At 69.7% G+C, this 23,121-nt stretch carries 21 protein-coding genes and 2 rRNA genes (1 of these 23 cut by a window edge); 4 read left to right on the forward strand and 19 right to left on the reverse strand.

From position 1 onward, the window contains the following. Positions 1–6 precede the first annotated feature (6 nt). A complete protein-coding gene (locus SACMADRAFT_RS16935; RefSeq protein WP_009155057.1) occupies positions 7–1,197 on the forward strand; it encodes a cation:proton antiporter in 1,191 nt (396 codons plus the stop codon). A gap of 6 nt (positions 1,198–1,203) precedes the next feature. Here the strand turns inward: SACMADRAFT_RS16935 and SACMADRAFT_RS16940 are convergent, their stop codons facing one another. From SACMADRAFT_RS16940 to SACMADRAFT_RS16970, 7 genes are all read right to left on the reverse strand, one after another. Next, positions 1,204–1,944, reverse strand: a complete 741-nt coding sequence (locus SACMADRAFT_RS16940) for a pseudouridine synthase (protein WP_009155058.1) — start codon at positions 1,942–1,944, stop codon at positions 1,204–1,206. Continuing rightward, entirely contained in the window at positions 1,934–2,812 is an 879-nt protein-coding gene (scpB, locus tag SACMADRAFT_RS16945) for an SMC-Scp complex subunit ScpB (RefSeq protein ID WP_009155059.1), read from the reverse strand. Before scpB ends, SACMADRAFT_RS16940 begins: the two co-directional genes overlap by 11 nt. After that, positions 2,809–3,687 carry a segregation and condensation protein A gene (locus tag SACMADRAFT_RS16950; protein WP_009155060.1) on the reverse strand — a complete coding sequence of 293 codons (879 nt, stop codon included), beginning with the start codon at positions 3,685–3,687 and terminating at the stop codon, positions 2,809–2,811. The genes scpB and SACMADRAFT_RS16950 overlap by 4 nt, the downstream gene beginning before the upstream one ends. Next, complete coding sequence (locus tag SACMADRAFT_RS16955; RefSeq protein ID WP_040925733.1) at positions 3,687–4,151, reverse strand: hypothetical protein; 465 nt, start codon at positions 4,149–4,151, stop codon at positions 3,687–3,689. The genes SACMADRAFT_RS16950 and SACMADRAFT_RS16955 overlap by 1 nt, the downstream gene beginning before the upstream one ends. Beyond that, positions 4,148–5,113: a ParA family protein gene (locus SACMADRAFT_RS16960; RefSeq protein WP_009155062.1), complete on the reverse strand. Its 966-nt coding sequence runs from the start codon at positions 5,111–5,113 to the stop codon at positions 4,148–4,150. The genes SACMADRAFT_RS16955 and SACMADRAFT_RS16960 overlap by 4 nt, the downstream gene beginning before the upstream one ends. Positions 5,114–5,218: 105 nt before the next feature. After that, the gene (gene xerD, locus SACMADRAFT_RS16965; protein WP_009155063.1) at positions 5,219–6,154 is read right to left on the reverse strand and encodes a site-specific tyrosine recombinase XerD; all 936 of its coding nucleotides are present in this window, start codon (positions 6,152–6,154) and stop codon (positions 5,219–5,221) included. Between the two features lie 61 nt (positions 6,155–6,215). Continuing rightward, positions 6,216–6,899 (reverse strand): OBAP family protein, encoded by a 684-nt coding sequence (locus SACMADRAFT_RS16970; protein ID WP_009155064.1) that lies wholly within the window; start codon positions 6,897–6,899, stop codon positions 6,216–6,218. A gap of 53 nt (positions 6,900–6,952) precedes the next feature. Between SACMADRAFT_RS16970 and SACMADRAFT_RS16975 the strand changes: the two genes are divergently transcribed. After that, a complete protein-coding gene (locus SACMADRAFT_RS16975) occupies positions 6,953–7,438 on the forward strand; it encodes a DUF1707 domain-containing protein (RefSeq protein ID WP_009155065.1) in 486 nt (161 codons plus the stop codon). A gap of 42 nt (positions 7,439–7,480) precedes the next feature. Here SACMADRAFT_RS16975 and SACMADRAFT_RS16980 read toward each other — a convergent pair whose 3' ends face one another. Both SACMADRAFT_RS16980 and SACMADRAFT_RS16985 read right to left on the reverse strand, forming a co-directional pair. Then, positions 7,481–8,107, reverse strand: a complete 627-nt coding sequence (locus tag SACMADRAFT_RS16980) for an NUDIX domain-containing protein (protein ID WP_009155066.1) — start codon at positions 8,105–8,107, stop codon at positions 7,481–7,483. After that, positions 8,104–9,804: a CTP synthase gene (locus SACMADRAFT_RS16985; RefSeq protein ID WP_009155067.1), complete on the reverse strand. Its 1,701-nt coding sequence runs from the start codon at positions 9,802–9,804 to the stop codon at positions 8,104–8,106. The genes SACMADRAFT_RS16980 and SACMADRAFT_RS16985 overlap by 4 nt, the downstream gene beginning before the upstream one ends. Positions 9,805–9,888: 84 nt before the next feature. Between SACMADRAFT_RS16985 and aroA the strand changes: the two genes are divergently transcribed. Beyond that, the gene (gene aroA, locus SACMADRAFT_RS16990; protein ID WP_009155068.1) at positions 9,889–11,169 is read left to right on the forward strand and encodes a 3-phosphoshikimate 1-carboxyvinyltransferase; all 1,281 of its coding nucleotides are present in this window, start codon (positions 9,889–9,891) and stop codon (positions 11,167–11,169) included. 132 nt (positions 11,170–11,301) lie between these two features. Here aroA and SACMADRAFT_RS16995 read toward each other — a convergent pair whose 3' ends face one another. From SACMADRAFT_RS16995 to SACMADRAFT_RS29665, 8 genes are all read right to left on the reverse strand, one after another. Next, positions 11,302–12,249 carry a copper transporter gene (locus tag SACMADRAFT_RS16995; RefSeq protein ID WP_009155069.1) on the reverse strand — a complete coding sequence of 316 codons (948 nt, stop codon included), beginning with the start codon at positions 12,247–12,249 and terminating at the stop codon, positions 11,302–11,304. After that, the gene (gene steA, locus SACMADRAFT_RS17000) at positions 12,246–13,430 is read right to left on the reverse strand and encodes a putative cytokinetic ring protein SteA (protein WP_009155070.1); all 1,185 of its coding nucleotides are present in this window, start codon (positions 13,428–13,430) and stop codon (positions 12,246–12,248) included. Before steA ends, SACMADRAFT_RS16995 begins: the two co-directional genes overlap by 4 nt. Before the next feature lie 116 nt (positions 13,431–13,546). Continuing rightward, a complete protein-coding gene (gene recN / locus SACMADRAFT_RS17005; protein WP_009155071.1) occupies positions 13,547–15,346 on the reverse strand; it encodes a DNA repair protein RecN in 1,800 nt (599 codons plus the stop codon). A gap of 43 nt (positions 15,347–15,389) precedes the next feature. Continuing rightward, positions 15,390–16,340 (reverse strand): NAD kinase, encoded by a 951-nt coding sequence (locus SACMADRAFT_RS17010; RefSeq protein ID WP_009155072.1) that lies wholly within the window; start codon positions 16,338–16,340, stop codon positions 15,390–15,392. Next, on the reverse strand, positions 16,337–17,155 hold the full coding sequence (locus SACMADRAFT_RS17015; RefSeq protein ID WP_009155073.1) for a TlyA family RNA methyltransferase: 819 nt from the start codon (positions 17,153–17,155) through the stop codon (positions 16,337–16,339). The genes SACMADRAFT_RS17010 and SACMADRAFT_RS17015 overlap by 4 nt, the downstream gene beginning before the upstream one ends. Positions 17,156–17,157: 2 nt before the next feature. Beyond that, positions 17,158–17,367 (reverse strand): hypothetical protein, encoded by a 210-nt coding sequence (locus SACMADRAFT_RS29660; RefSeq protein WP_040925734.1) that lies wholly within the window; start codon positions 17,365–17,367, stop codon positions 17,158–17,160. 34 nt (positions 17,368–17,401) lie between these two features. Continuing rightward, complete coding sequence (locus SACMADRAFT_RS17025) at positions 17,402–18,451, reverse strand: HAD-IIA family hydrolase (RefSeq protein ID WP_009155075.1); 1,050 nt, start codon at positions 18,449–18,451, stop codon at positions 17,402–17,404. After that, a complete protein-coding gene (locus tag SACMADRAFT_RS29665) occupies positions 18,414–19,100 on the reverse strand; it encodes a tetratricopeptide repeat protein (protein ID WP_232285422.1) in 687 nt (228 codons plus the stop codon). The genes SACMADRAFT_RS17025 and SACMADRAFT_RS29665 overlap by 38 nt, the downstream gene beginning before the upstream one ends. A 42-nt stretch (positions 19,101–19,142) precedes the next feature. Between SACMADRAFT_RS29665 and SACMADRAFT_RS29670 the strand changes: the two genes are divergently transcribed. Continuing rightward, positions 19,143–19,523, forward strand: a complete 381-nt coding sequence (locus SACMADRAFT_RS29670; RefSeq protein ID WP_040925736.1) for a hypothetical protein — start codon at positions 19,143–19,145, stop codon at positions 19,521–19,523. A 395-nt stretch (positions 19,524–19,918) separates the two neighbouring features. Here SACMADRAFT_RS29670 and rrf read toward each other — a convergent pair. After that, positions 19,919–20,035, reverse strand: a 5S ribosomal RNA gene (rrf, locus tag SACMADRAFT_RS17045). Between the two features lie 77 nt (positions 20,036–20,112). After that, positions 20,113–23,121 (reverse strand): 23S ribosomal RNA (locus SACMADRAFT_RS17050) (it continues 132 nt past the right edge of the window).

Genomic DNA, 23,121 nt, shown 5'->3' on the forward strand with positions numbered 1-23,121 from the left:
TCGTCTGTGGGGCACACCGCACTGTCGTTGGTCCAGTTGGGTGCGATGTTCTTCGCGCTCGGCGCGCTCGGCCGGTTGGCGGGCAGGGTCGGTCTCTCGCCCATCCCGCTGTACCTGCTGGGCGGCCTGGCCTTCGGACAGGGCGGACTGGTGCCGCTCGGCGACATCGGGGGTTTCACCGAACTCGCCAGCGAGATCGGCGTGGTGCTGCTGCTGCTCACGCTGGGCCTGGAGTACTCGGCAAGCGAGCTGTTCACCGGGTTGCGCCGGTCGTGGATGGCGGGCCTGCTCGACATCTTCCTCAACGCGGCCCCGGGGATCGTGGTGGCGCTGCTGCTGGGCTGGGGGGTGGTCGGCGCGTTCGTCATGGGCGGGATCACCTACATCTCCTCCTCCGGGATCATCGCGAAGGTTCTCGGCGACCTGGGCAGGCTCGGTAACCGCGAGACACCCGTCGTGCTGTCGATCCTGGTGTTCGAGGACCTCGTGATGGCGCTGTACCTGCCGATCCTCACCGGCGTGCTCGGCGGGATCAGCTTCCTCGGCGGGCTGCGGGCCGTGGGCATCTCGCTGAGCGTGGTCACCGTCGTGCTCGTGGTCGCGTTGAAGTACGGCCGCTACGTCTCCGCCATCGTGGACAGCGAGGACCGCGAGGTGTTCTTGCTGAAGGTGTTCGGCGCCGCGTTGCTGGTGGCGGGGTTCGCCTCGGCCATGCAGGTGTCGGCCGCGGTGGGCGCCTTCCTGCTCGGCATCGCCATCTCCGGCTCCACGGCCGAGAACGCCACCAAGGTGCTGGAGCCGCTGCGAGACCTGTTCGCCGCGGTGTTCTTCGTCGTGTTCGGACTGAACACCGATCCCAGGCAGATCCCGCCGGTGCTGGTGTGGGCCGTGGTGCTGGCGGTCACGACCACGCTGACGAAGCTGGCGACGGGCTGGTGGGCGGCTCGCAAGGCGGGCATCGGGAAGCTGGGCCGGGCCAGGGCGGGTGCGGCGCTCATCGCGCGCGGCGAATTCTCGATCATCATCGCCGGTTTCGCCGTGGCCGCGGGGGTGGTCGACGGTGTGATCGCGGCGCTGGCGACCACCTACGTGCTGCTGATGGCGATCATCGGGCCGATCGCGGCACGCGTGGTGGAGCCGGTGGTGCGGGCGGCACAGCGCAGGCGCTCCGCCAGTTCCGCGGCACCGGCGGGCTGAGGGCTGTCACAGCCCGACCGTCTTGTGCAGCGACCCGATCTCCTGCCTGGACAGTGCCCGCAGCGTGCCCGGCTTCGTGTCGCCGAGCCGCACGCCGTCGACGGCGGTTCGAACCAGCTTGCGGACCGGATGTCCCACCTCGGCGAGCAGCCTGCGCACGATGTGCTTGCGGCCCTCGTGCAGCACGATCTCCACGAGACTGCGGTCGGCGCCGACATCCTTGATCGTGAACGCGTCCGCGGTCACCGGGCCGTCGTCCAGCTCCACCCCGGCGCGCAACCGCTTACCGAGCCCGCGCGGCACGCGGCCCTCGACCTCCGCGAGGTAGGTCTTGGCCACGTGGAAGGAGGGGTGCATCAGGCGGTGGGCCAGCTCGCCGTCGTTGGTCAGCAGCAGCAGGCCCTCGGTGTCGGCGTCCAGCCTGCCGACGTGGAACAGCCGCTCGGCCCGGTCGCGCACGTAGTCACCGACGCACGGCCTGCCCTGCTCGTCGGTCATGGTGCTGTGCACGCCGCGTGGTTTGTTCAGCGCCAGGTAGACCAGGTCCTCGCGCACCACCACCCGCATGCCGTCGACATGGATCACCGCGTGCTCGGGATCGACCCGCCTGCCCAGCTCGCGCACCACGTCGCCGTCGACCTTGACCCTGCCGCGGGCGATGAGCTCCTCGGCCGCGCGCCGCGACGCGACGCCCGCCTTGGCGAGCACCTTCTGCAGGCGCACCCCTTCGGCTCGCTCAGATGTCATCGATGGAGTCCACCTCCGGCAGCAGCGGAGCGATCGGCGGCAGGTCGTTCAGCGAGGACAGCCCCAGCCGCTCGAGGAACAACTCCGTCGTCACGTACAGCGTGCCACCGGTCTCGGGGTCGGTGCCGCTCTCCTCGATCAGGCCGCGCGCCAGCAGGGTGCGGATCACGCCGTCGACGTTGACGCCGCGCACCGCGGCGACGCGGGAACGCGTGACGGGCTGCCGGTAGGCGATCACGGCGAGGGTTTCCAGCGCCGCCCTGGTCAGCTTCGAACGCTGACCGTCCAGCAGCAGCTTCTCCACGAACGGCGCGTAGGTGTCGCGGGTGAAGAACCGCCAGCCCTCCCCTACCCGGCGCAGGTCGATTCCGCTGCCCCGGTCGCGCAGGTCCTCTGCCATGGTGCGCAGCAGCTCGGTGACCCGGTCCACCGGCTGCTCCAGCGCGCCCGCAAGGGACTCCTCGCTGGCAGGTGAGTCCACCACGAGCAGCAGAGCCTCCAGCGCGCAGGCGAGGTCGGCATCGCCGCGAAGCTGCGGCAGTTCCCTGTCGGTGGAGACAGCCACCGGTTCGGCGCCGAGGCCGTCGGCCGCCGATCCAGCGGCGGTGCCGTCAACCACCGATGGCGCGGCGGTGCCGTCCTCGGGCTCGCCGATCGTGTCGGCCGTGTCGGCCGTGTCGGCCACGCCCGCGGGCTCGGCACCGTCCGTGCTGTCGGTGGCTTCGGTGCTGTCGGGAGCGGTTGGCACGGTGCCCGGCGCATCGACGCGACCGTGCTCGCCGGCCCCGTTCGGTTCCGTGGCAGGCTGCGGCACCGACGCCGACGCCGGCTCAGGCGATCCTTCGGCCCAGCCGTTCGATTCTTTCACCCGTACTCCTCGTCGTCGCCGTCGGCGCGATCACGTTCCGCCTCGGCCTCGGCGTCGGCCACGGACCCGCCCGTCCACCGCACGTGCAGTTCGGCCAGCGCCTCGGCCTGCTCGAAGGTGACCGTCGACTCGCGGTACAGCTCGAGCAACGCCAGGAACCGCGCCACCACCTCGATGGTGTGCTCGCAGTCGGTCACCAGTTCGGAGAAGGTCGCCGTCCCCGACGCCGCCAGCCGAACCCGCAGGATCGCCGCGTGCTCCCGCACCGACACCTTGCCCACGTGCAGGTGGTCCAGCGACACCGTGGGCGGCGGCTTGGGCCGGAACACCCCGAGTGCCACCTCGGCGAAGCGCTGCGGGGTCACGCCGAGCATCACCTCGGGCAGCAGGCCGACGTAGCGATCCTCCAACGCCACCGACCGCGGGTAGCGCCGCAACGCGCCCGCCTCCAGCTCCGCGAACAGGGCGGCCACCTGCTTGTAGGCCCGGTACTGAAGCACGCGGGCGAACAGCAGGTCCCGCGCCTCCAGCAGCGCCAGATCGTCGGGGTCCTCCACCTCGGCCGAAGGCAGCAACCGAGCCGCCTTCAGGTCCAGCAGCGTCGCCGCGATCACCAGGAACTCGGTCGTCTCGTCGAGGTCCCACTCGGCGCCCAGCGCGCGGGTGTAGGCGATGAAGTCGTCGGTGACCTGGTGCAGAGCCACCTCTGTGACGTCGAGCTGGTGCTGCGAGATCAGTTGCAGCAGCAGGTCGAACGGGCCCTCGAAGTTGTCCAGCCGAACCTTGAACCGGGAAGCCGAACCGCCGTGCTCACCGTGCTCACCGTGCTCGCCGTCCTCCTGCTCGACAGGCTGGGGCGCCGCCCCGTCATCCATCAGTTCGCGGCTTCCTCGGTACCGAGGTCGACGTCGCGCAGCCTGCCCACCAACACCGAGTCCTCCCCGTGCTGGTCGAAGTCGGCCAGCAGCACCGCCACCGCCTCCCGCACGATGCGGCCCCGGTCGACGACCAGCCCGTGCGTACCGCGCAGGGTGAGGCGGGCGTGCTCCATCGCCAGCAGTTCCTCCCCCGACATGTAGACCGTGATCTTGGCGTCGTGCTTCTGCCTGCCCGAGCCGCGGCGGCCGTTGCCCGCGCGCGCCAGCCTGCGCTCGTCGGGCGAGGACCCGACGCCCGCGCCGCCTTCGCCACCGTCGGGGCCGCCGTTCTCGGCGACGGTAGTGCCCGCCGGGGCGTCCTCGGTTTCCCCGGGATGCTCGTCGAGGGACTCCTCGAACATCGGTCTGGTCGTTCGGCGGAAGAGCTCTGACGCACCGGGCAGGGGCGCTCGCCTGCTCACCGGGCGATCACCTCGCGAGCCAGCGCGCGATAGGCCGTCGCGCCGGCCGAGCGGGGCGCCCAGCGAGTGATCGGTTCGCCTGCCACAGTGGTCTCGGGGAACCGCACCGTCCGGTTGATCACCGTGTCGAACACGGTGTCGCCAAAAGCCTCCACCACGCGCGCCATGACCTCCTTCGAATGCAGGGTTCTCGGATCGAACATGGTGGCGAGAATCCCGGTGATATCCAGTTTGGGGTTCAGCCGCTCGCGCACCTTCTCGATGGTGTCGATCAGCAACGCCACGCCACGCAGACTGAAGAACTCGCACTCCAGCGGGATGATCACGCCGTCGGCCGCGGTGAGCGCGTTGACGGTGAGCAGCCCCAGCGACGGCTGGCAGTCCACTAGAACATAGTCGTAGCGGTCCATCACCGGTCTCAGCACCCTCAGCAAGGTGTGCTCCCGCCCTACCTCGGCGACGAGCTGCACCTCCGCCGCGGAGAGGTCGATGTTGCTCGGCAGCAGCTCCACGTTGTGCACCGACGTCTTGCGGATGACGTCGTCGATGTCCACCGACCGTTCCATGATCACGTTGTAGACGGTCTGGTCGAGTTCGTGCGGCTGGATGCCGAGCCCGACCGAAAGCGCTCCCTGCGGGTCGAAGTCCACCAGCAGTACCTTGCGGCCGTACTCGGCCAGCGCGGCACCGAGGTTGATGGTCGAGGTGGTCTTGCCGACGCCTCCCTTCTGGTTGCACATCGCCACCACGTGGGCGGGCCCGTGCCGGTCCAGTGGCGGCGGTTCGGGTATCTCGCGGCGGGGACGGCCGGTGGGGCCGATCCTGCCGTCGCAATCCTTGTCGCCGTTTCCTGAGCCCATCTGCCCGTCGTACTCCCCTTCGTCACCGCGGGTCTCGGTCGCGATGCTCAGCCCGCTCAAGCGATCCGGTGTCGGCCGCGCCGGTTGTTGGGAAGTCGACATGGGGCGAAAGCTCCTTGTTCGGCATGGTCCGCGCCAGCCTATTCCGGCACGAAGAGCAGCGGCAAAGCGGCTCGCCGGGCACGAGCGGAGTACTTTGCGGCCCGCTCAGCCGAGCGCGCGCGGGTGCGCGGTCGCGTAAACCTCACGCAGCGTGTTGACGGTCACCAGCGTGTAGACCTGTGTGGTGGTCACCGACGCGTGTCCGAGCAGCTCCTGCACCACGCGGACATCGGCGCCGCCCTCCAGCAGATGTGTCGCGAACGAATGACGCAGCGTGTGCGGCGAGACGGTGGCCGTGATACCGGCACGCTGCGCGCTCGACTTCAGCACCTGCCACGCACCCTGCCGGGACAGCCTGCCGCCCCTGACGTTGAGGAACACCGCCGGCGTGCCCCTTCCCTTGCCCGCCAGCGCCGGGCGGGCCCGCACCAGGTAGGCATTCAGCGCCTCCAGCGCGGGGCGGCCGATGGGCACGAGCCGCTGCCTGCCGCCCTTGCCGTCGAGCAACACGGTCCGCTCGGCGTCGTCGATGTCGTCGAGGTCGAGGCCCACCGCCTCGGAGATCCGGGCACCTGTCGAGTACAGCAGCTCCAGCAGCGCGCGGTCCCGCAACGCGCGCACGTCGCCGGAGGAAGGCACCTGCAGCAGCCGCAGCACGTCGTCCACCGGCAGCGCCTTCGGCAGTCGCCTCGCCGCCGCGGGCGGGCGCACGTCGCGGGCGGGATCGTGCTCGGTGATGCCGTCGGCCATCGCGAAACGGTGCAGGCCGCGCACCGCCACCAGCGCCCTGGCGGCGGAAGAGGCGGCGAGCGGCTTGCGTTCGCCGTCGCCCTCGCGCAGTGCCACCCCGAACTCGGTGATGTGCTCCGGCACCACGTCGCGGATGTCGGCCACGCCGACGCGCCGCAGGTGGGCGGCGTAGCGGCGCAGGTCGCGCGCGTAACTGTCCAGGGTGTTGCGGGCCGTCCCTCGTTCCACCGTCAGGTGGTCCAGGTAAGCGGAGACGACCGCGGTCACGTAGGTGCCGTGGGCCCGTGCCACGCGCACACTCTAGCGACGAGCGGCCACCCGTGGTGCCGGTGCCGGGACGGGCGACGGTCGGTCACCCGCGGCCGTCGAACTGACCCAGCATCGCGTCCTCGCCTCGCTGCGGGTGCGCCAGCCGCGCCAGCTCCCGCCGCCGCTGCCGGTTGCGCGCGGTGTCCAGCCCCATCGCCTCGTCGCGGTCGCGGCGCAGCGACTCGTCGCACTCGCCGTCCCGGTTGAACGACCACATCAGCTTCGGCTCGCCGAGCGGCAGCCCGTCGCCGGGTTCGCCGTCGTGCCGCCCGGTGTGCCAGGTGTGCCATGTCTTGCCGTAGCTGTTGAGCAACCGTTTCAGGAAGGCCCGCTCAGCCACCTCCGGCAACCCCGGTGCCGCCAGCTGGCCGGAGAGGATCTCGTAGTTGTGCGGGTGCCAGCGGTCCTGCTCCTGCCGCGGCAGCGTGTCGAACAGCCGCTCGGAGACGATGTACTCGACACCGATCAGGTTGGCCTGCCGGGTGTTGCCGTCGAACAGCACGCACTGCAGCAGGTCCTCGTTGACAACACGGCAGTAGTGGTGTGCCTCCATTTGCGTTTCCGGCTCGTTCCTCGCGCAGTGGAACCCGACGACGTAGACGTCGAAACCGTTCAGCGGCGCGGTGCTCTGCAACACGTTGGAGCCCTGTTCCAGCGCGGCCAGCCAGGCTCCCTTGTCACGGCCTTCAGGGTGGCGGGGGCCTGCCCGCCTGCTGCTGCGGTTCATGCCTTTCAGCGTTGCCACGGCAGCGCCGCGGCAAACCGACCTACAGTGAGGGCATGTCCACTCAGCCGGAGCCGGATGAGCTGCGAATCGGCACCGCCGAACGTGACGAATCGGCAAAGGTGCTCGGCGAGCATCTCAGCGAGGGCAGGCTGACCTCGCAGGAGTACGAGCAGCGGGTTTCACAGGCACTGCAGGCCAGGACCAGGGCTCAGCTCCGCCCGCTGTTCGCCGACCTGCCCGCGCCGCACCCCGCGTTCCTGCTCACCGAGGCGCCGTCACCGGGGGTGGCCGAACCGGCTCCGAGGGCGGGCGGCGAGGTCGTGCGATCCGATCGTTCCCGGCTGGCCGCAGGGCTGCTGCAGATCGTGCTGCCGTTCGGCGTCGGCCGGTTCTACACCGGCCAGACCGGGCTCGCCGTCGCCCAGTTGCTGTGCACGCTGCTGACGTTCGGCGTCGGGGCGATCTGGTCGATCATCGACGGCATCCTGCTGCTGGTGAACGGCGGTGTGGACGAGAAGGGCAGGCCGCTGGCAGGCTGAACCACCTGCCGACCCGGCCGCCCGGGCGCCGACACGCCGCTGTCAGCGTGTTCGGGAGGCGAACCGGGTCGGCCTGCTGCGCCACGGCGCGTCCGTCGGCCGCGTCGCCACCGCTGCCGACAGCACGGTGTGCGCGGCGAGCACGCCGCTCACCGTCGGGCCGTTGACGATCTCGCCGGACAGCGCCATGCGCACCGCCTCGGCCAGCGGGAACTTCTTGACGACGAGGTCCGCTTCCTCCTCGCCGTGGGCCTGCCGGTCCACCTCGGTCAGGTCACGGGCAAGGAAGATCCGCACCACCTCGTCGGTGAAGCCGGGGGAGGCGGCGACGTCGACGAGCGTCTCCCACCGGTCCGCCCGCAGGCCCACTTCCTCCACCAGTTCCCTGCGGGCGGTGGTGACCGGGTCCTCGTCGTCGGCGTCGAGCAGCCCCGCGGGCAGTTCCCACAGCCGGTCACGCATCGGGTGGCGGTACTGGTGGACCAGTGTCACCGCCGCGTCGGCGTCCAGCGCGCACACCGCGACCGCGCCGAGGTGCTCGACCACCTCGCGCGAGGCGATGCCGCCGCCCGGCATCACCACCTCGTCGACCCGCAGCCCCACCACGCGTCCGATGTGGACGTCGCGAGAGGACATCACGCTGAACTCGTGGCTGCCCGGCACGGTCATCGAGCGGCCACCGGGGTCTCCGGCAATTCCACGGGAAGCCGGTCGGCGGTGCGGTAGGCGACGACGGCCCTGACGAAGGCGTCGAACAGCGGGTGCGGTCGGGTGGGCCTGCTCTTCAACTCGGGGTGCGCCTGCGTCCCGACGAAGAACGGGTGGTCCTCCTGCGACAACTCGATGAACTCCACCAGCCTGCCGTCGGGCGAGGTACCGGAGAACACCAGTCCGGCGTCGGCCAGCCGCTCACGGTAGGCGTTGTTGACCTCGTAGCGGTGGCGGTGCCGTTCGGAGACCTCCACGCTGCCGTATGCCCGCGCCACCTGCGACCCGGGCACCAGCTTGGCCGGGTAGGCGCCGAGCCGCATGGTGCCGCCCATGTCCCGTTCGCCTGCCACCACGTCCTTCTGCTCGACCATCGTCGAGATCACGGCGTGGCTGGTGGTCTCGTCGAACTCCGCGGAATTGGCGTCCCGCAGCCCGGCGAGATGGCGGGCCACCTCGATCACCATGCACTGCAGACCGAGACACAGCCCCAGCACGGGAATCTTGTGGGTGCGAGCGTAGTTGATCGCACCGATCTTGCCTTCGATGCCGCGGACGCCGAACCCGCCCGGCACGAGCACTCCGTCCACTCCGGACAGCGCGGCGGCCGCGCCCGCCGGTGTGGTCGCCTCGTCCGAGGGCACCCAGACGATCTGCACCTTCGCGCGGTGGGCGAAGCCGCCCGCTCGCAGTGCCTCGGTGACGGACAGGTAGGCGTCCGGCAGGTCGATGTACTTGCCGACGAGCGCCACACGTACGGTCTCCGCCGGGTTGTGCACCCGATCGAGCAGATCGCCCCACACCGTCCAGTCGACGTCGCGGAACGGCAGCCCCAGCCTGCGCACCACGTACGCGTCCAGCGCCTCGCTGTGCAGCACCTTGGGGATGTCGTAGATCGAGGGAGCGTCGGGGCAGGCGATCACGGCCTCGTTGTCCACATCGCACATCAGGCCGATCTTTCGCTTGAGGTCCTCCGGCAGGTCGCGGTCGGCGCGGCAGACCAGCGCGTCCGGCTGGATACCGATGTTGCGCAGCGCGGCAACCGAGTGCTGGGTCGGCTTCGTCTTCAGCTCGCCGGAGGGGGCGAGGTAGGGCACCAGCGAGACGTGCAGGAAGAAGCAGTTGTCCCTGCCGACGTCGTGCCGGACCTGCCTGCACGCCTCCAGGAACGGCAGCGACTCGATGTCGCCGACCGTCCCGCCGACCTCGGTGATGACGACGTCGGGCCGCATCCCGCTGCCGTCCTCGGCGGCCACCGCCATGATCCGCGACTTGATCTCGTCGGTGATGTGCGGGATCACCTGCACCGTGTCACCGAGGTACTCGCCCCGGCGCTCCTTGGCGATCACCGAGGAGTAGATCTGTCCCGTGGTGACATTGGCCGATCCGGACAGATTGCGATCGAGGAAGCGCTCGTAGTGACCGATGTCGAGATCGGTCTCGGCGCCGTCCTCGGTGACGAAGACCTCGCCGTGCTGGAACGGGTTCATCGTGCCGGGATCGACGTTGAGATAGGGGTCGAGCTTCTGCATCGTGACCCGGAGCCCGCGGGCCGTGAGCAGCTGGCCGAGGCTCGATGCCGTCAAGCCCTTGCCCAGCGAGGAGGCGACGCCTCCGGTGACGAAAACGTACTTGGTTGTCCGCGGCTGAAGTCCCACGGGCTTCCACCTTATCGCACCTGCCGCCGACCGCGCCGCGCGGCTCGCCGCCGGTGTGCCTCGCGGCTGTGCGACAGTGATGGCGTGCCGCAGGAAGCTACCTGGCGGGCGCCGGTTGCCGAGGGCGAGCTCGACGCCACGGTGAGGGTGCCCGGCTCCAAGTCGATCACCAACCGCGCCTACGTGCTGGCCGCGATCTCACGCGGCACGACGCTCGTGCGTGAACCGCTGGACTCCCGTGACGCCCGACTGATGCTCGCCGCGCTCGACCGGCTCGGCGCGAGCTGCCAATCCTCACCGGAAGGTGTGCGTGTCGGGCTGCTGACCCGGGGCGACGGCGAGGAGGTGTCGGTCGAACTCGGCAACGCAGGCACGGTCGCGCGGTTCGTGCCGCCGCTGGCCACGCTCGGTTTCCGCACGGTGCGTTTCGATGGTGACCCCGCCATCCGCCGCAGGCCACTGGCCCCGCTGCTGCGCGCGCTGACCGAACTGGGCGCCGATCTCGACGGCGGCGGCACCGGGGCGCCACCGTTCGCCGTGCGCGGCCACGGCGGGTTGCGCGGCGGGGCGGTGGAGCTGGACTCCTCGGCCTCCAGCCAGTTCCTTTCCGCGCTGCTGCTGTCGGGCCCCGCCTTCGACACCGGCGTCACGGTGCGGCTGGTGGGCAGGCCGCCGAGCGAGCCGCACATCGCGATGACACTGGACATGTTGCGCCGCTTCGGCGCGCGGCCGCAGCGCGACGGCGACGAGTTCCATGTGCCGCACACCGAACTGTCACTGAGCGAATACACAGTGGAGCCGGATCTGTCCAGCGCCGCGCCGTTCGTCGCCGCCGCGCTGGTGGCCGGTGGCAGCGTCCGGATCGAGGGCTGGCCCGCCGAGACGACGCAGCCGGGCGACTGGCTACGCAGCCTGCTGCGAGAACTGGGTGCCGAGGTAACGCTCGGCGCGGACGGGCTCACCGTGACCGGGACCGCGACGGTGCGCGGCGCGACGCTCGACCTGCACGAGGTGGGCGAGCTGACCCCCGTGGTCGCGGCCGTGCTGTGCTTCGCCGACGGCCCTTCGGTCATCTCCGGGGTCGCGCACCTGCGGGGGCACGAGACCGACCGGCTGGCCGCGCTGGCCACCGAGCTTTCCGCGCTGGGCGGCGACGTCACCGAGACCGAGGACGGCCTGCGGATCAACCCGGCCCCGCTGCACGGAGGCACGTTCCACACCTACGACGATCACCGGCTGGTGATGGCGGGCGCCGTGCTCGGCCTGCGCGTGCCGGGTGTGCTCGTGGAGAACCCGGCCACGGTTGGCAAGACCTACCCCGGCTTCGTCGAGGACTGGCACCGACTGCTGCCCACAGCCAGCTGACCGCGAGTCCTGCGCTCCTGCCCGCGAGTCCTGCGCTCCTGCCCGCGAGTCCTGCGCTCCTGCCCGCGAGTTCTGCGCTCGCCGCCCGGCCTGATTCGACAGTCGTCGGCAGGGTCGCGGGTTCGGCGCGTGCTACGGCCCCGGCGTCGCGGCACCGGGCGCGGGAGCCTGGGCGTTGCCCGCGACGCCGTAGTTGCCCGCGCGCCCCTCCAGTTGCTCCCGAAGCGCAAGCACGGTCACCACCCGACCCGCCGAGCTGTCCACGTTGTCGACCGTGGAAAGGATCGACCCGGCGGAAGTGTCCGCCCTGGCGACACCGATCGCACCGGAGCCACTCGCCGACGGCGCGTCACCCGCGAGCACGGTTCCCGCGCCCGCGCGGTCGAGTTGAGTGGCGAACCGTGCCAGGGTCGCCGCCCTGTCACCAGCGCCCTCACCCCGCGCTGCTCCGCCCGTCAACACCACAGCGAGCTGTGCGGGCTGCACCTGCGCGCCCGGCTTGACGAACCCGCCCTCGGCCAGGCCCGCCAACACCGCCGCACGCTCCTCCGGCGTCGACTGCGGCAGCGCGTTCTGCTTGTCCAGCAGCAGTACCGAACCCAGCAGTGCGCCCGCGAGCGTGCCAGGGTCGGTCTCGGTCGGCAGCCGCACCCCGGCGGGCTGCAGGCGCGTCACGATGTCGCGCACCTGGTCGGCCCTGGCGGAATCGGTGAACGACCCGGTGAGCCGCACCTCGCCGGTGACGCTGCCACCCGCTGCCTCGATGAGCTCGGTCAGCGCCGAACTGTCGGCATCTCGGGCGTCACTCGTCGTCACCAGCACCACCGAACGCTGGTCGAGTATCCCGTCCACCACCGAGGGCCCGACGGACCCGGCGAATGCATCGGCGTCGGCCAGCTTCGCCTCGAGCCCGTTGCGTTCGGCCTCGAGGTCGGTGACACGCTGGGCGAGTTCACCCTTCTGGTCGGAGAGTCCCGACAGCAGCGCGCCGCTGAGCGCGGTCGAGCCCAGCACCACCCCAACGGCGAGCGCGAGAAACGCCGCCGCGATCGACACGACGTGGTAACGCAGCGAGATCATCCGGCCAATCCCTTCACCCAGCTCGTGAACGAACTCCAGGCGTCGCCGGCCCAGTCGAGGTAGACGTCACCGACTTCGGAGGCCAGCAGCGCGGCGAGCATGGCCAGCAACGCGGCGACCACGAGCAACACCACCGCGCCGACGGAAACCCGACTGCGGTGCAGCGCGGCCACCGCCTTGCCGTCCACCAGCCTGGTGCCCAGTTTCAGTCGCGTGAGGAAGGTCGAGGGGTTCGACCCGGACCTCCCGTTGTCCAGGAACTCGCGCAGTGTCGCCTGGAACCCCACGGTGACGACGAGAGTGGCGCCGCCCGCCTCGGCGAGCAGCAGCGCCAGGTCCTCAGGGTTGCCCGAGGCGGGAAACGTGGCCGCACTGATGCCGAGGTCCTGGATTCGCTCCAGACCGGGGGCGTGCCCGTCGGGCTGGGCGGGCACGATCACCTCGGCGCACTCCTTCAGCGTCTCCGCGCGCACGTTGTTGGGGTCGCCGACCACGATGTCGGCGGTGTATCCCTGGCCGCGCAACGTGTCGGCCCCGGCGTCGATGCCCACCAGCACCGGCCGGTGCTCGGCGATGTACTTGCGCAGCGCCCGCAGGTCCTCGGCGTGGTCGGTGCCCGGTGCGACCACCAGCACGTGCCGGTCCCGCAACCGGACCCCCACCTGCGGCACGCCGACTCCGTCGAGGATCAGTGCGCGTTCCCTGCGAAGGAACTCGATGGTGTTCGCCGAGAACGCCTCCAGTTGCGTCGACATCCCGGCCTTGGCCTCGATCATCTGGTCGGCGACCGTCTCGGCCGTCTGCACCGTGCCCGTCGCCAGGAGCGTCTCGCCCGCATACACGTCCGCCTCGTGCACGCGGATCTTGCTGCCGTCCTTGATTCGCCGCAACGCCTCGCCGCCGACCCTGTCGACCAGCGGGATTCCGGCTCCGACAACGAGTTCCGGACCGAGGTTGGGGTACCTGCCCGAAATGGACGGTGCCGCGTTGATCACGGCCGCGACGCCCGCGCGCACCAGCGCGTTGGCGGTCGTGCGATCGAGGTCCACCTCGTCTAGCACGGCGATGTCACCGCGACCGACCCTGCGCAGCAGGTCAGGGGTATTTCGGTCGACCCTGGCCGTGCCCGTCGTGCCGGGCAGCGCCTCCTTCGACCGCGACAGCAGGCCGGTGAGTTTCATAATCCGATCGTCACAAGCGCGACGGCCACCGACGTCCCGCCACGCCGCGACGCGGGGTCGAACTCACCCGTTAGCCTGACTCAATCCTCCACAGCGGAATGTCCGATGTGTTCCGGTCAGCCGCGCTTCCTCCGGGTGGCAGCGGCACCGGAGGGCCGCGCCGCCTCGTTCTTGTAGCGCTCGGCGGCGGTCAACAGTTCCTCGGCGTGCGCGCGACCGGTTTCCGTCTCGGCGAGGCCCGCGAGCATGCGCGCCAGCTCGGCCACCCGGTCCTGCTGCCGCACCACCCGCACGTCGCTGCGCGTGACACCGGCGTCGGTGCCCTTGTCGACGACGAGATGGCGGTCGGCGAAAGCCGCGACCTGCGGCAGGTGGGTGACCACCAGCACCTGGTGGCTTCGGGCCAGCTTGGCCAGCCTCCTGCCGACCTCCACGGCGGCCCTGCCGCCCACTCCTGCGTCGACCTCGTCGAACACCAGCGTCTGCACGGTGTCGGCGTGGGCGAGCACCACCTCGATCGCCAGCATCACCCTGGAAAGCTCACCGCCGGAGGCGGCCTTGTGGACGGCCAGCGCGGGCGCACCCGAATGCGCCCGCAACAGCAGCTCCACCTCGTCCACCCCCTCGGCGGCCGCGTGGACGCAGTGGCCGTCCACCACGAGCGCGTACGGGTCGTCCTTGTCGGTGTGCCGGGAGCGCACGGTGACCTCGAGCTCGGCCTGGCCCATCGCCAGCCCGGAGAGCTCCTCGGTGATCCGCTCGCCCAGCTTCCGCGCCGCGGCCGCGCGGGCGGCCGACACCCGCGTGGCGTGTCCCGCCAGTTCCGCCGCGAGCTCGTCGCGCCGGGCGGCCAGCTCGGCGAGCGCTTCCTCGGAGGTGTCCATTCCTTCGAGGCGCTTCCTGGCGTCCTCGGCCCAGGCCAGCACGCCGTCCACGTCCGCGGCGTACTTGCGGGTCAGCTGCTTCAGCTGCGCCTGCCTGGCCAGGATCGACTCCAGCCGCTGCGGGTCGGCCTCCAGCGACTCCAGATACCCGGCCAGTTCCGCCCCGACGTCACCGACCAGCACCGCTGCCTCGGCCAGCCTCGGGCACAGGTCGCGCAACACGGCGTCCTCCGTGCCGCCGAGCCTTCGCTGCGCCTCGGCGAGCAGTCCCAGCGCCCCCGGCAGCTCCGGGTCACCTTCGGCGGCACCCGCGATCGCGGTGTGCGCGGCCGTGGCGGCCTCCCGCAGTTCCTCGACAGCGGTCAGCCGCTTGATCTGCTCGGTCAGGTCGGCGTCCTCGCCGGGCGCGGGGGCCACCGCCTCGATCTCACCGAGACCGTGCCGCAACAAGTCGGCCTGCTGTGCCAACTCCCTCGCCCGGGTCGAGCGCTCCTCGAGTTCGGCGCGGACGGCCAGCCACGTCTCGCGCACCCGGCGGTAGTCCGCCAGCGGTGCGGCGACCGCCTCACCCGCGAAGCGGTCGAGCACCGCCCGCTGCTCCGCGGGCCGCAGCAGGCGCAGCTGGTCGTTCTGACCGTGCACGGCCAGCACGTGCTCGGCCAGGTCGGCGAGCACACCCACCGGGACCGACCGCCCACCGAGATGGGCACGGGAACGGCCGTCCCCTCCCACCGAACGCACCGCCAGCACACTGCCGTCCTCGTCGACGTCGGCGCCCGCATCGGCCACGATGCGCCTGACCCGCTCGGCGGTGACGTCCTCGAACCTGCCCTCCACCGTGGCCCTGCCCGCGCCCGCACGCACCTTGGACGCCTCCGACCGGCCGCCCGACAGCAGGTGAAGGCCGGTGACCACCATCGTCTTGCCCGCGCCCGTCTCCCCGGTGACCACGGTGAGCCCCGGGTGCAGTTCGAGCAGGGCGTCCTCGATAACTCCGAGGCCCTGGATGCGCATCTCGGCCAGCACGCCCATACCGTAGCGGCACCGGCCGACATCCGGGCGTGAGGAGGCGCGATCAGGGCTGTTGGTCGCGCTGGTCGCGCCTGCCGCCGTGCCGCTCCCGCCAGCTCTTCACCGGCAGCGAGAACTTGTGCACCAGCCGGTCGGTGAACGGCCCTTCCCACAGCCGTGCCAGCCGCACCGGCACACCGCCCGCGACCACCCGTACCCGGCTGCCCCGGTCCAGGTCGAAATGGCGCAGCCCGTCGCAGGTCAGCACGGCGGGCGAGCCGTCGGGGTCCACCTGCACGGTGATCACCGACGACCGCGAAACCACCAGCGGCCGGGAGAACATCGCGTGCGCGTTGCTCGGCACCACCAGCAACGCCTCGACATCCGGCCAGATCACCGGCCCACCCGCGGAGAACGCGTAGGCGGTGGAGCCCGTCGGCGTCGAGCAGAGCACACCGTCGCAGCCGAACGACGACACGGGCCTGCCGTCGACCTCGATGAGGGCGTCCAGGATGCGCTCGCGGGAGCTCTTCTCCACGCTCGCCTCGTTCAATGCCCAGGTTCGCGCGATCACCTCGTCACCGAGAGTGACGGTGACGTCGACGGTCATCCGCTCCTCGATGCGGTAACGCCGCTCCACCACCCGCTCCACGGTGTCGGCGAGCGCGTCGAAGTCGGCCTCGGTGAGGAATCCCATCCGCCCGAGGTTCACCCCCAGCACGGCCACCCCCTCCGGCCGGGCCACCTCCGCCGCGCGCAGCAGGGTGCCGTCGCCACCGAGCACGAGCACCAGCTCGGCTCCCCGCGCGGGCCGATCGTCGGGCGCCACCACCGCGCACGGCGGGCCCTCGCCGTGCGGTCCGATGAGCCTGCGCACCTCCTCGTCCACCACACGCAGCCGGATACCGGCCGCGGCGAGCCGCATGGCGACGTCTCTGGCCGCGCCCCGGGTGGCATCGCGATCCGGATGCACCACGAGCAGTACCTCGCGGGTTCCGGTGTCGTCGCGGTTCACGACGGTCCCTCCTCGACGGCTGCCCGCACCAGTCGCGTCACGGTGTCGGCGTCGGTCTCGCCCTCGGCTTGGCGCCGCAGCCACACGAAGTACTCGACGTTGCCGGACGGCCCTGGCAGCGGGCTCGCCACCACGCCGCGCGGGTGCAGCCCCAGTGCCGAGGCGCTGCCGAGTACATCGAGCACGGCGGCGACGCGCAGCTCGGGATCCCGGACTACGCCGCCGCTGCCCAGCCGCTGCCTGCCGACCTCGAACTGGGGTTTCACCATGGGCAGCAGGTCGGCGCCCTCGCCCGCGCAGGCCGCCAACGCGGGCAGCACGAGCTTCAGTGAGATGAACGACAGGTCGGCGACCACCAGGTCGACGGTGCCACCGATCAGCTCAGCGGTCAGCTCGCGGACGTTGGTGCGGTCAAGCACCACGACCCGCTCGTCGCTGCGCAACCGCCAGTCCAGCAGGCCCCTGCCCACGTCCACGGCGACGACGGTGGCGGCGCCCTCGCGAAGCAGCACGTCGGTGAAACCGCCGGTCGAGGCGCCCGCGTCCAGGCAGCGTCGGCCCTCGACGGTCAGCCCGCGTGGAGCGAAGGCGCGAAGCGCACCGAGCAGTTTGTGCGCCCCCCGCGAGGCCCAGCCGGGATCGTCGTCGGTTCGCACGACGATCGCCGCGTCGACCTCCACCCCGCTCGCCGGTTTGCTGGCCCGAAGTCCCCGCACGCTCACCCGGCCCTCGCCGATCAGCCTGCTGGCGTGCTCCCTCGATCGCGCGAGCCCCCTGCGCACCAACTCGGCGTCAAGGCGCGCTTTGCGCGGCATCGTCACACCTTGTCGATGCTGGAAAGCGCGACGGCGAGTTCGGTGTGCACCGCGTCGAAGCGCTCGACATGCTCCGCCACCGGCAGGTCACCGAGCTCCTCGAGCGCGGTGACGGCCTCCTCGATCCCGGCGCGCGGGTCGGCGTCGGGCGCCGGGTGCCCGGGAGGCGGGCCGGGCACGGGCCTTTGGGCTGGGTCTGTCTGTTCTTGCACGACCCAACGCTAACCGATCCGGGCGCGCACTCGCTCACACCAGGCCCAGCTGCGCCAGCGCGGCCTCGGCGATCTCCTCGCCTGCCCGCACCGCCGATGTGCCGTGCCGCCATGCCGCCGCGCACAGCGCCCTGAGCAGGTCGATGCCGTCGCGCTCTCCGTTGCTGGACGCGACGAGCACACCGTCCTCGGCGGTGACGTGCCACCCTGGTCGCGGCGCGACCTCGAGCTCGTCGGCCTTGCTCTGCAACGCCGTCAGGTCGGTCGCCAGGTATCGGGGACGTTCGGCGGGCCCCGCGGCGAGCAACTCGGCGGGGGTCACGACGCCGCTGAGCACGGCCAGCGAGGCGAACCCGGCGGCGGTGGCGCCCGCGATGTCGGTGTCGAGCCGGTCACCGACCACGAGCGGATCGGCCGCCCCCGCCGACTCGGCGGCAGTGCGCAGCACCGGCGGGCGCGGCTTGCCCGCGATCTCCGGCTCGGCGCTGGTGGCGGCCCTCAGCGCGGCCACCATGGCCCCGTTGCCGGGAAGCTGACCACGTTCGGTGGGCAGGGTGACGTCGCCGTTGCAGGCGACCCAGTACGCACCCGCGCGGACGGCAACGCAGGCCCGCGCGAGGTCAGCCCAGCAGGTGTCGGGCGAGTGCCCCTGCACCACGGCGGCGGCCTGCTCGGCCTGTTCGTCGCTCGCCTCGGCCGCGGTCAGTGGCCGCAGTCCCACGGCACGCACCTCGGCGGCCAGCGACGCGGTGCCGACCACGAGCACCGCCGAGCCCGCTGACAGCCGCTGCCGCAGCACCCGCGCGGCGGCCTGCGCGCTGGTGCTCACCTCGCCAGGGTCCGCGGCGACACCGAGCGAGGTCAGGTGCTCGGCGACCGCCGAGGGAGCTTTCGCCGCGTTGTTCGTGACGAACCGGACGGCGACCCCGAGCCTTCGCACGCTGGTGATCGTCTCGGGGACCCCCGTGATGGGGAGCGACCCGCGGTAGACGGTGCCGTCCAGGTCGAGCAGCACGGCATCGTGCCTGTCCAGTAGGGGTATCGACTCAGCCACCGGCCAACTCCCCGGCACGCTCGGCGGCATCGGTCTCTTCCTCCAGGTCGGCGTCGGCGGCGTGCAGGAACCACCGCACCGCCTCGTCGGTGCGGCCCGCGGCGGCGAGGTTGTCCGCGTAGGCGTAGAACAGCCGCGCACTCCACGGTTCGCTGCGCTTGGGGTCCAGGTCGTCGCCCTGCAACGCCACCACGGCCGCGTCGAGTTGACCGAGGTCACGGCGCGCACCGGCGGCCACGATACGCAGTTCCACCTGGACTTCCTTCGGCAGCGTCTTGGGATCGGTCTCCTTGGCGATGTCCAGTGCGCGTTCCGGCCTGCCCAGTGCCCGCTCCGCGTCGGCGATCACGGCGACGTGGGCGTCGGTTCGGGTCATCCGGCGCACCGCGCGCAGCTCCGACAACGCCTCCGACCAGTTGCCCGCGTGGTAGGCGGCGAGCCCGACGGCCTCGCGCACGACGGGGATTCTCGACGCTTTCGCCTTGGCGTACCTGGCATGGGCGAGCGCGGCCTCGGGGTCCTCGTCCACCAGTGAGCCCGCCGCCACGAGATGGCGGCCCACGCGCTCGGCGAGGTCCCTGGGCAGGGACCGCAACTCCCTGCGCGCTTCGGGGTCCAGGTCGGCGAAGTCGATGTCCTCGGGCAGTTCCGGAGCTTCCAGTAGCTCACGCGCCACCACCTCGTCGCGCTGCCCACGCTCGCGTGGCGCCCGGTCCGCGCGGTGCGGACTACCCTCGCGCCGCTGCGGCTGCTCACGCCGCTGCGGCTGCTCACGGCGCTGCGGCTGCTCACGGCGTGCACCGGAGTCCGGGCGTTGCCCGTACTCCCGGCGTGGCCCGGCTTCTCGACGTTGCGGATGCTCGGCGCGGCCGCGGTTCGGTCTGTCCTGGCCTGCGGCGCGGTTGTCCCCGCGAGGCCCTTCGTGGCCCCGCGCGCTGTCGCCGTAGCGGGACCGTCCGCCGTTGTGGCCACCGTGCCCGGCTCGGCGGTCGCCGTCGCGTCGAGGCTGCTCGTCACGGTCGCGGCGCGGCCGGTAGGAGCGGTCCCGCTCGTTCCCGGAACCGCGGTCCTGCTCGTTCCCGGAACCGCGGTCGCGCTGTGACCGCTCGCCGTGGCCTGACCTGCCCGAGCCGTCCCTGCCACTGCCACGGTCGCCGCGGCTACGTTCGTCCCGGCCCGGTCTGCCGTGCCCACTCCGGCCGCGATCCTGGCCACGCGAATCCTGGCCACGCGGCTTCTCGTCACGCGCGCTGTTGTTACGCGCGCTGTCGTCACGCCGCCTGCGATCGTCGCGGTACTCTCGAGCACCGTCTCGAGCCGGCTTGTTCCGGCGATCCTCGTCGCGTCGCCGCGGTCGAGCGGACTCGCCGTCGTTCTCTGAGTCGCGCCGACCGAACTCGGACACGTGTCCTCCTAGTGCACACTATGAACGTAGACATACCGAAGGCCCGTTAGGACGGTCAGCCGACCAATCCTAACGGGCCTTCGGTTGTTGGTGTTCGGCGGTGTCCTACTCTCCCACACCCGTGGGGGTGCAGTACCATCGGCGCTGGCAGGCTTAGCTTCCGGGTTCGGGATGGGTCCGGGCGTGTCCCTGTCGCTGTGGCCACCGAAACAGTGGTGAAACAACCACGGTGTGGTGTGGTGTGGTGTTTCAGAGTTGCAGAGTGGGTGCGGGTGTATGGGGTTTTGTGGTGAAGTCCTCGGCCGATTAGTACCAGTCCACTCCAGAGCGCATTGCTGTGCTTCCATGTCTGGCCTATCTACCCAGTGGTCTGCTGGGGGCCTTAACCCACGGGGGGTGGGAGACCTCATCTTGGAACGGGTTTCCCGCTTAGATGCCTTCAGCGGTTATCCCTTCCGAACGTAGCTAACCAGCCGTGCCCCTGGTGGGACAACTGGCATACCAGAGGTTCGTCCGTCCCGGTCCTCTCGTACTAGGGACAGCCTTCCGCAAGTCTCCTGCGCGCGCGGCGGATAGGGACCGAACTGTCTCACGACGTTCTAAACCCAGCTCGCGTGCCGCTTTAATGGGCGAACAGCCCAACCCTTGGGACCTACTCCGGCCCCAGGATGCGACGAGCCGACATCGAGGTGCCAAACCATGCCGTCGATATGGACTCTTGGGCAAGATCAGCCTGTTATCCCCGGGGTACCTTTTATCCGTTGAGCGACACCCCTTCCACCAGGTGGTGCCGGATCACTAGTCCCTGCTTTCGCACCTGCTCGACCCGTCAGTCTCACAGTCAAGCTCCCTTGTGCACTTACACTCAACACCTGATTGCCAACCAGGCTGAGGGAACCTTTGGGCGCCTCCGTTACTCTTTGGGAGGCAACCGCCCCAGTTAAACTACCCACCAGGCACTGTCCCCCACCCCGATCAGGGGCGTGGGTTGAGGTTCCCCATCCGGCCAGAGTGGTATTTCAACAATGACTCCACCCGCACTGGCGTGCGGGTTTCACAGTCTCCCACCTATCCTACACAAGCCGAACCGAAAACCAATACCAAGCTGTAGTAAAGGTCCCGGGGTCTTTCCGTCCTGCCGCGCGAAACGAGCATCTTTACTCGTAGTGCAATTTCGCCGGGCCTGTGGTTGAGACAGCCGGAAAGTCGTTACGCCATTCGTGCAGGTCGGAACTTACCCGACAAGGAATTTCGCTACCTTAGGATGGTTATAGTTACCACCGCCGTTTACTGGCGCTTAAATTCTCAGCTTCACCCCCCGGAGGGGGCTAACCGGTCCTCTTAACGTTCCAGCACCGGGCAGGCGTCAGTCCATATACATCGACTTACGTCTTCGCATGGACCTGTGTTTTTAGTAAACAGTCGCTTTCCGCTGGTCTCTGCGGCCGACCCATCCCAGCCCGCGTGGGGCTTCAGATGTTTCGGCCCCCCTTCTCCCGAAGTTACGGGGGCAATTTGCCGAGTTCCTTAACCACAGTTCACCCGATCGCCTTGGTATTCTCTACCTGACCACCTGTGTCGGTTTGGGGTACGGGCCACGCGCGCACTCGCTAGAGGCTTTTCTCGGCAGCAGAGGATCACCCTACTTCGCCACAACGGCTATGCATCACGCCTCACCCTCGTCATCCAAGACAGCCCGACGGATTTGCCTGCCGGGCGGGCCACACGCTTACACCAGTATCACCACTGACTGGCGGGGCTACCTTCCTGCGTCACCCCATCGCTTGGCTACTACAGGATCAGGTCCCACGCACACCCACCGGTCCTCCCGAAAGAGAACCAGCAGACACGGGTGGTTAGTCTCACCTGCCTCGCCAGGGACGCGCACACGCGGGTACGGGAATATCAACCCGTTGTCCATCGACTACGCCTGTCGGCCTCGCCTTAGGTCCCGACTTACCCTGGGCGGAACAACCTGGCCCAGGAACCCTTGGTCATCCGGCGGCAGAGATTCTCACTCTGCATTCGCTACTCATGCCTGCATTCTCACTCCCACACCCTCCACCACTCGCTCACGCGATGGCTTCACCGGATGCAGGACGCTCCCCTACCCACCCACACGACTACACCCACCCCGGACGAACCAGAGCCGGCGGATCTCCTGTGCAGGTGACACGGCTTCGGCGGTGTGCTTAAGCCCCGCTACATTATCGGCGCAGAACCACTTGACCAGTGAGCTATTACGCACTCTTTCAAGGATGGCTGCTTCTAAGCCAACCTCCTGGTTGTCTCAGCGACTCCACATCCTTTCCCACTGAGCACACACTTAGGGGCCTTAGCCGGTGTTCTGGGCTGTTTCCCTCTCGACGACGAAGCTTATCCCCCGCCGTCTCACTGCCACGCTCTCACACACCCGTATTCGGAGTTTGGTTGACTTCGGTAAGCCGGTAAGCCCCCTAGGCCATCCAGTAGCTCTACCCCAGGCGTGAAACACGTGACGCTGCACCTAAATGCATTTCGGGGAGAACCAGCTATCACGGAGTTTGATTGGCCTTTCACCCCTACCCACAGCTCATCCCCCAGGTTTTCAACCCTGGTGGGTTCGGGCCTCCACACCGTCTTACCGGCGCTTCACCCTGGCCATGGGTAGATCACTCCGCTTCGGGTCTAGACCACGCGACTCACACGCCCTCTTCGGACTCGCTTTCGCTCCGGCTACCCCACCCGGGTTAACCTCGCCACGCAGCACTAACTCGCAGGCTCATTCTTCAAAAGGCACGCCATCACCACCACACAAGGCAGCAGCTCTGACGGCTTGCAGGCACACGGTTTCAGGTACTCTTTCACTCCCCTCCCGGGGTACTTTTCATCTTTCCCTCACGGTACTCGTCCGCTATCGGTCACCAGGAAGTATTTAGGCTTACCGGGTGGTCCCGGCAGATTCACAGCAAATTCCACGAGCTCGCTGCTACTCGGGGACACCACCACAACACCGCCATGCAGTTTTCGCGTACGGGACTCTCACCCACTCCGGTCAACCATCCCAGGCTGTTCCACTAACCACACACGGCATCGCCAGAAGTGTCAGCTCCTGAACAGTGGCACCCCACAACCCCGCACACACAACACCTGACAGCTTGACATGCGCACGGTTTAGCCTCCTCCGCTTTCGCTCGCCACTACTCACGGAATCACACTTGTTTTCTCTTCCTACGGGTACTGAGATGTTTCACTTCCCCGCGTTCCCTCCACACACCCTATACATTCAGGTGCGGGTGACACCCCATCACGGGTG

The organism is Saccharomonospora marina XMU15 (assembly GCF_000244955.1).
GTDB classification, from domain to species: domain Bacteria; phylum Actinomycetota; class Actinomycetes; order Mycobacteriales; family Pseudonocardiaceae; genus Saccharomonospora_A; species Saccharomonospora_A marina.

What these genes read in the sequence shown, in the direction of transcription:
- SACMADRAFT_RS16940 (WP_009155058.1), bottom strand. Translation starts at nt 1,944, where the DNA reads ATGACATCTGAGCGAGCCGAAGGGGTGCGCCTGCAGAAGGTGCTCGCC.
- SACMADRAFT_RS16950 (WP_009155060.1), bottom strand. Translation starts at nt 3,687, where the DNA reads ATGGATGACGGGGCGGCGCCCCAGCCTGTCGAGCAGGAGGACGGCGAG.
- SACMADRAFT_RS16960 (WP_009155062.1), bottom strand. Translation starts at nt 5,113, where the DNA reads ATGTCGACTTCCCAACAACCGGCGCGGCCGACACCGGATCGCTTGAGC.
- SACMADRAFT_RS16970 (WP_009155064.1), bottom strand. Translation starts at nt 6,899, where the DNA reads ATGAACCGCAGCAGCAGGCGGGCAGGCCCCCGCCACCCTGAAGGCCGT.
- SACMADRAFT_RS16975 (WP_009155065.1), top strand. Translation starts at nt 6,953, where the DNA reads ATGTCCACTCAGCCGGAGCCGGATGAGCTGCGAATCGGCACCGCCGAA.
- SACMADRAFT_RS16980 (WP_009155066.1), bottom strand. Translation starts at nt 8,107, where the DNA reads ATGACCGTGCCGGGCAGCCACGAGTTCAGCGTGATGTCCTCTCGCGAC.
- SACMADRAFT_RS16995 (WP_009155069.1), bottom strand. Translation starts at nt 12,249, where the DNA reads ATGATCTCGCTGCGTTACCACGTCGTGTCGATCGCGGCGGCGTTTCTC.
- steA (WP_009155070.1), bottom strand. Translation starts at nt 13,430, where the DNA reads ATGAAACTCACCGGCCTGCTGTCGCGGTCGAAGGAGGCGCTGCCCGGC.
- recN (WP_009155071.1), bottom strand. Translation starts at nt 15,346, where the DNA reads ATGGGCGTGCTGGCCGAGATGCGCATCCAGGGCCTCGGAGTTATCGAG.
- SACMADRAFT_RS17015 (WP_009155073.1), bottom strand. Translation starts at nt 17,155, where the DNA reads ATGCCGCGCAAAGCGCGCCTTGACGCCGAGTTGGTGCGCAGGGGGCTC.
- SACMADRAFT_RS17025 (WP_009155075.1), bottom strand. Translation starts at nt 18,451, where the DNA reads ATGCCGCCGAGCGTGCCGGGGAGTTGGCCGGTGGCTGAGTCGATACCC.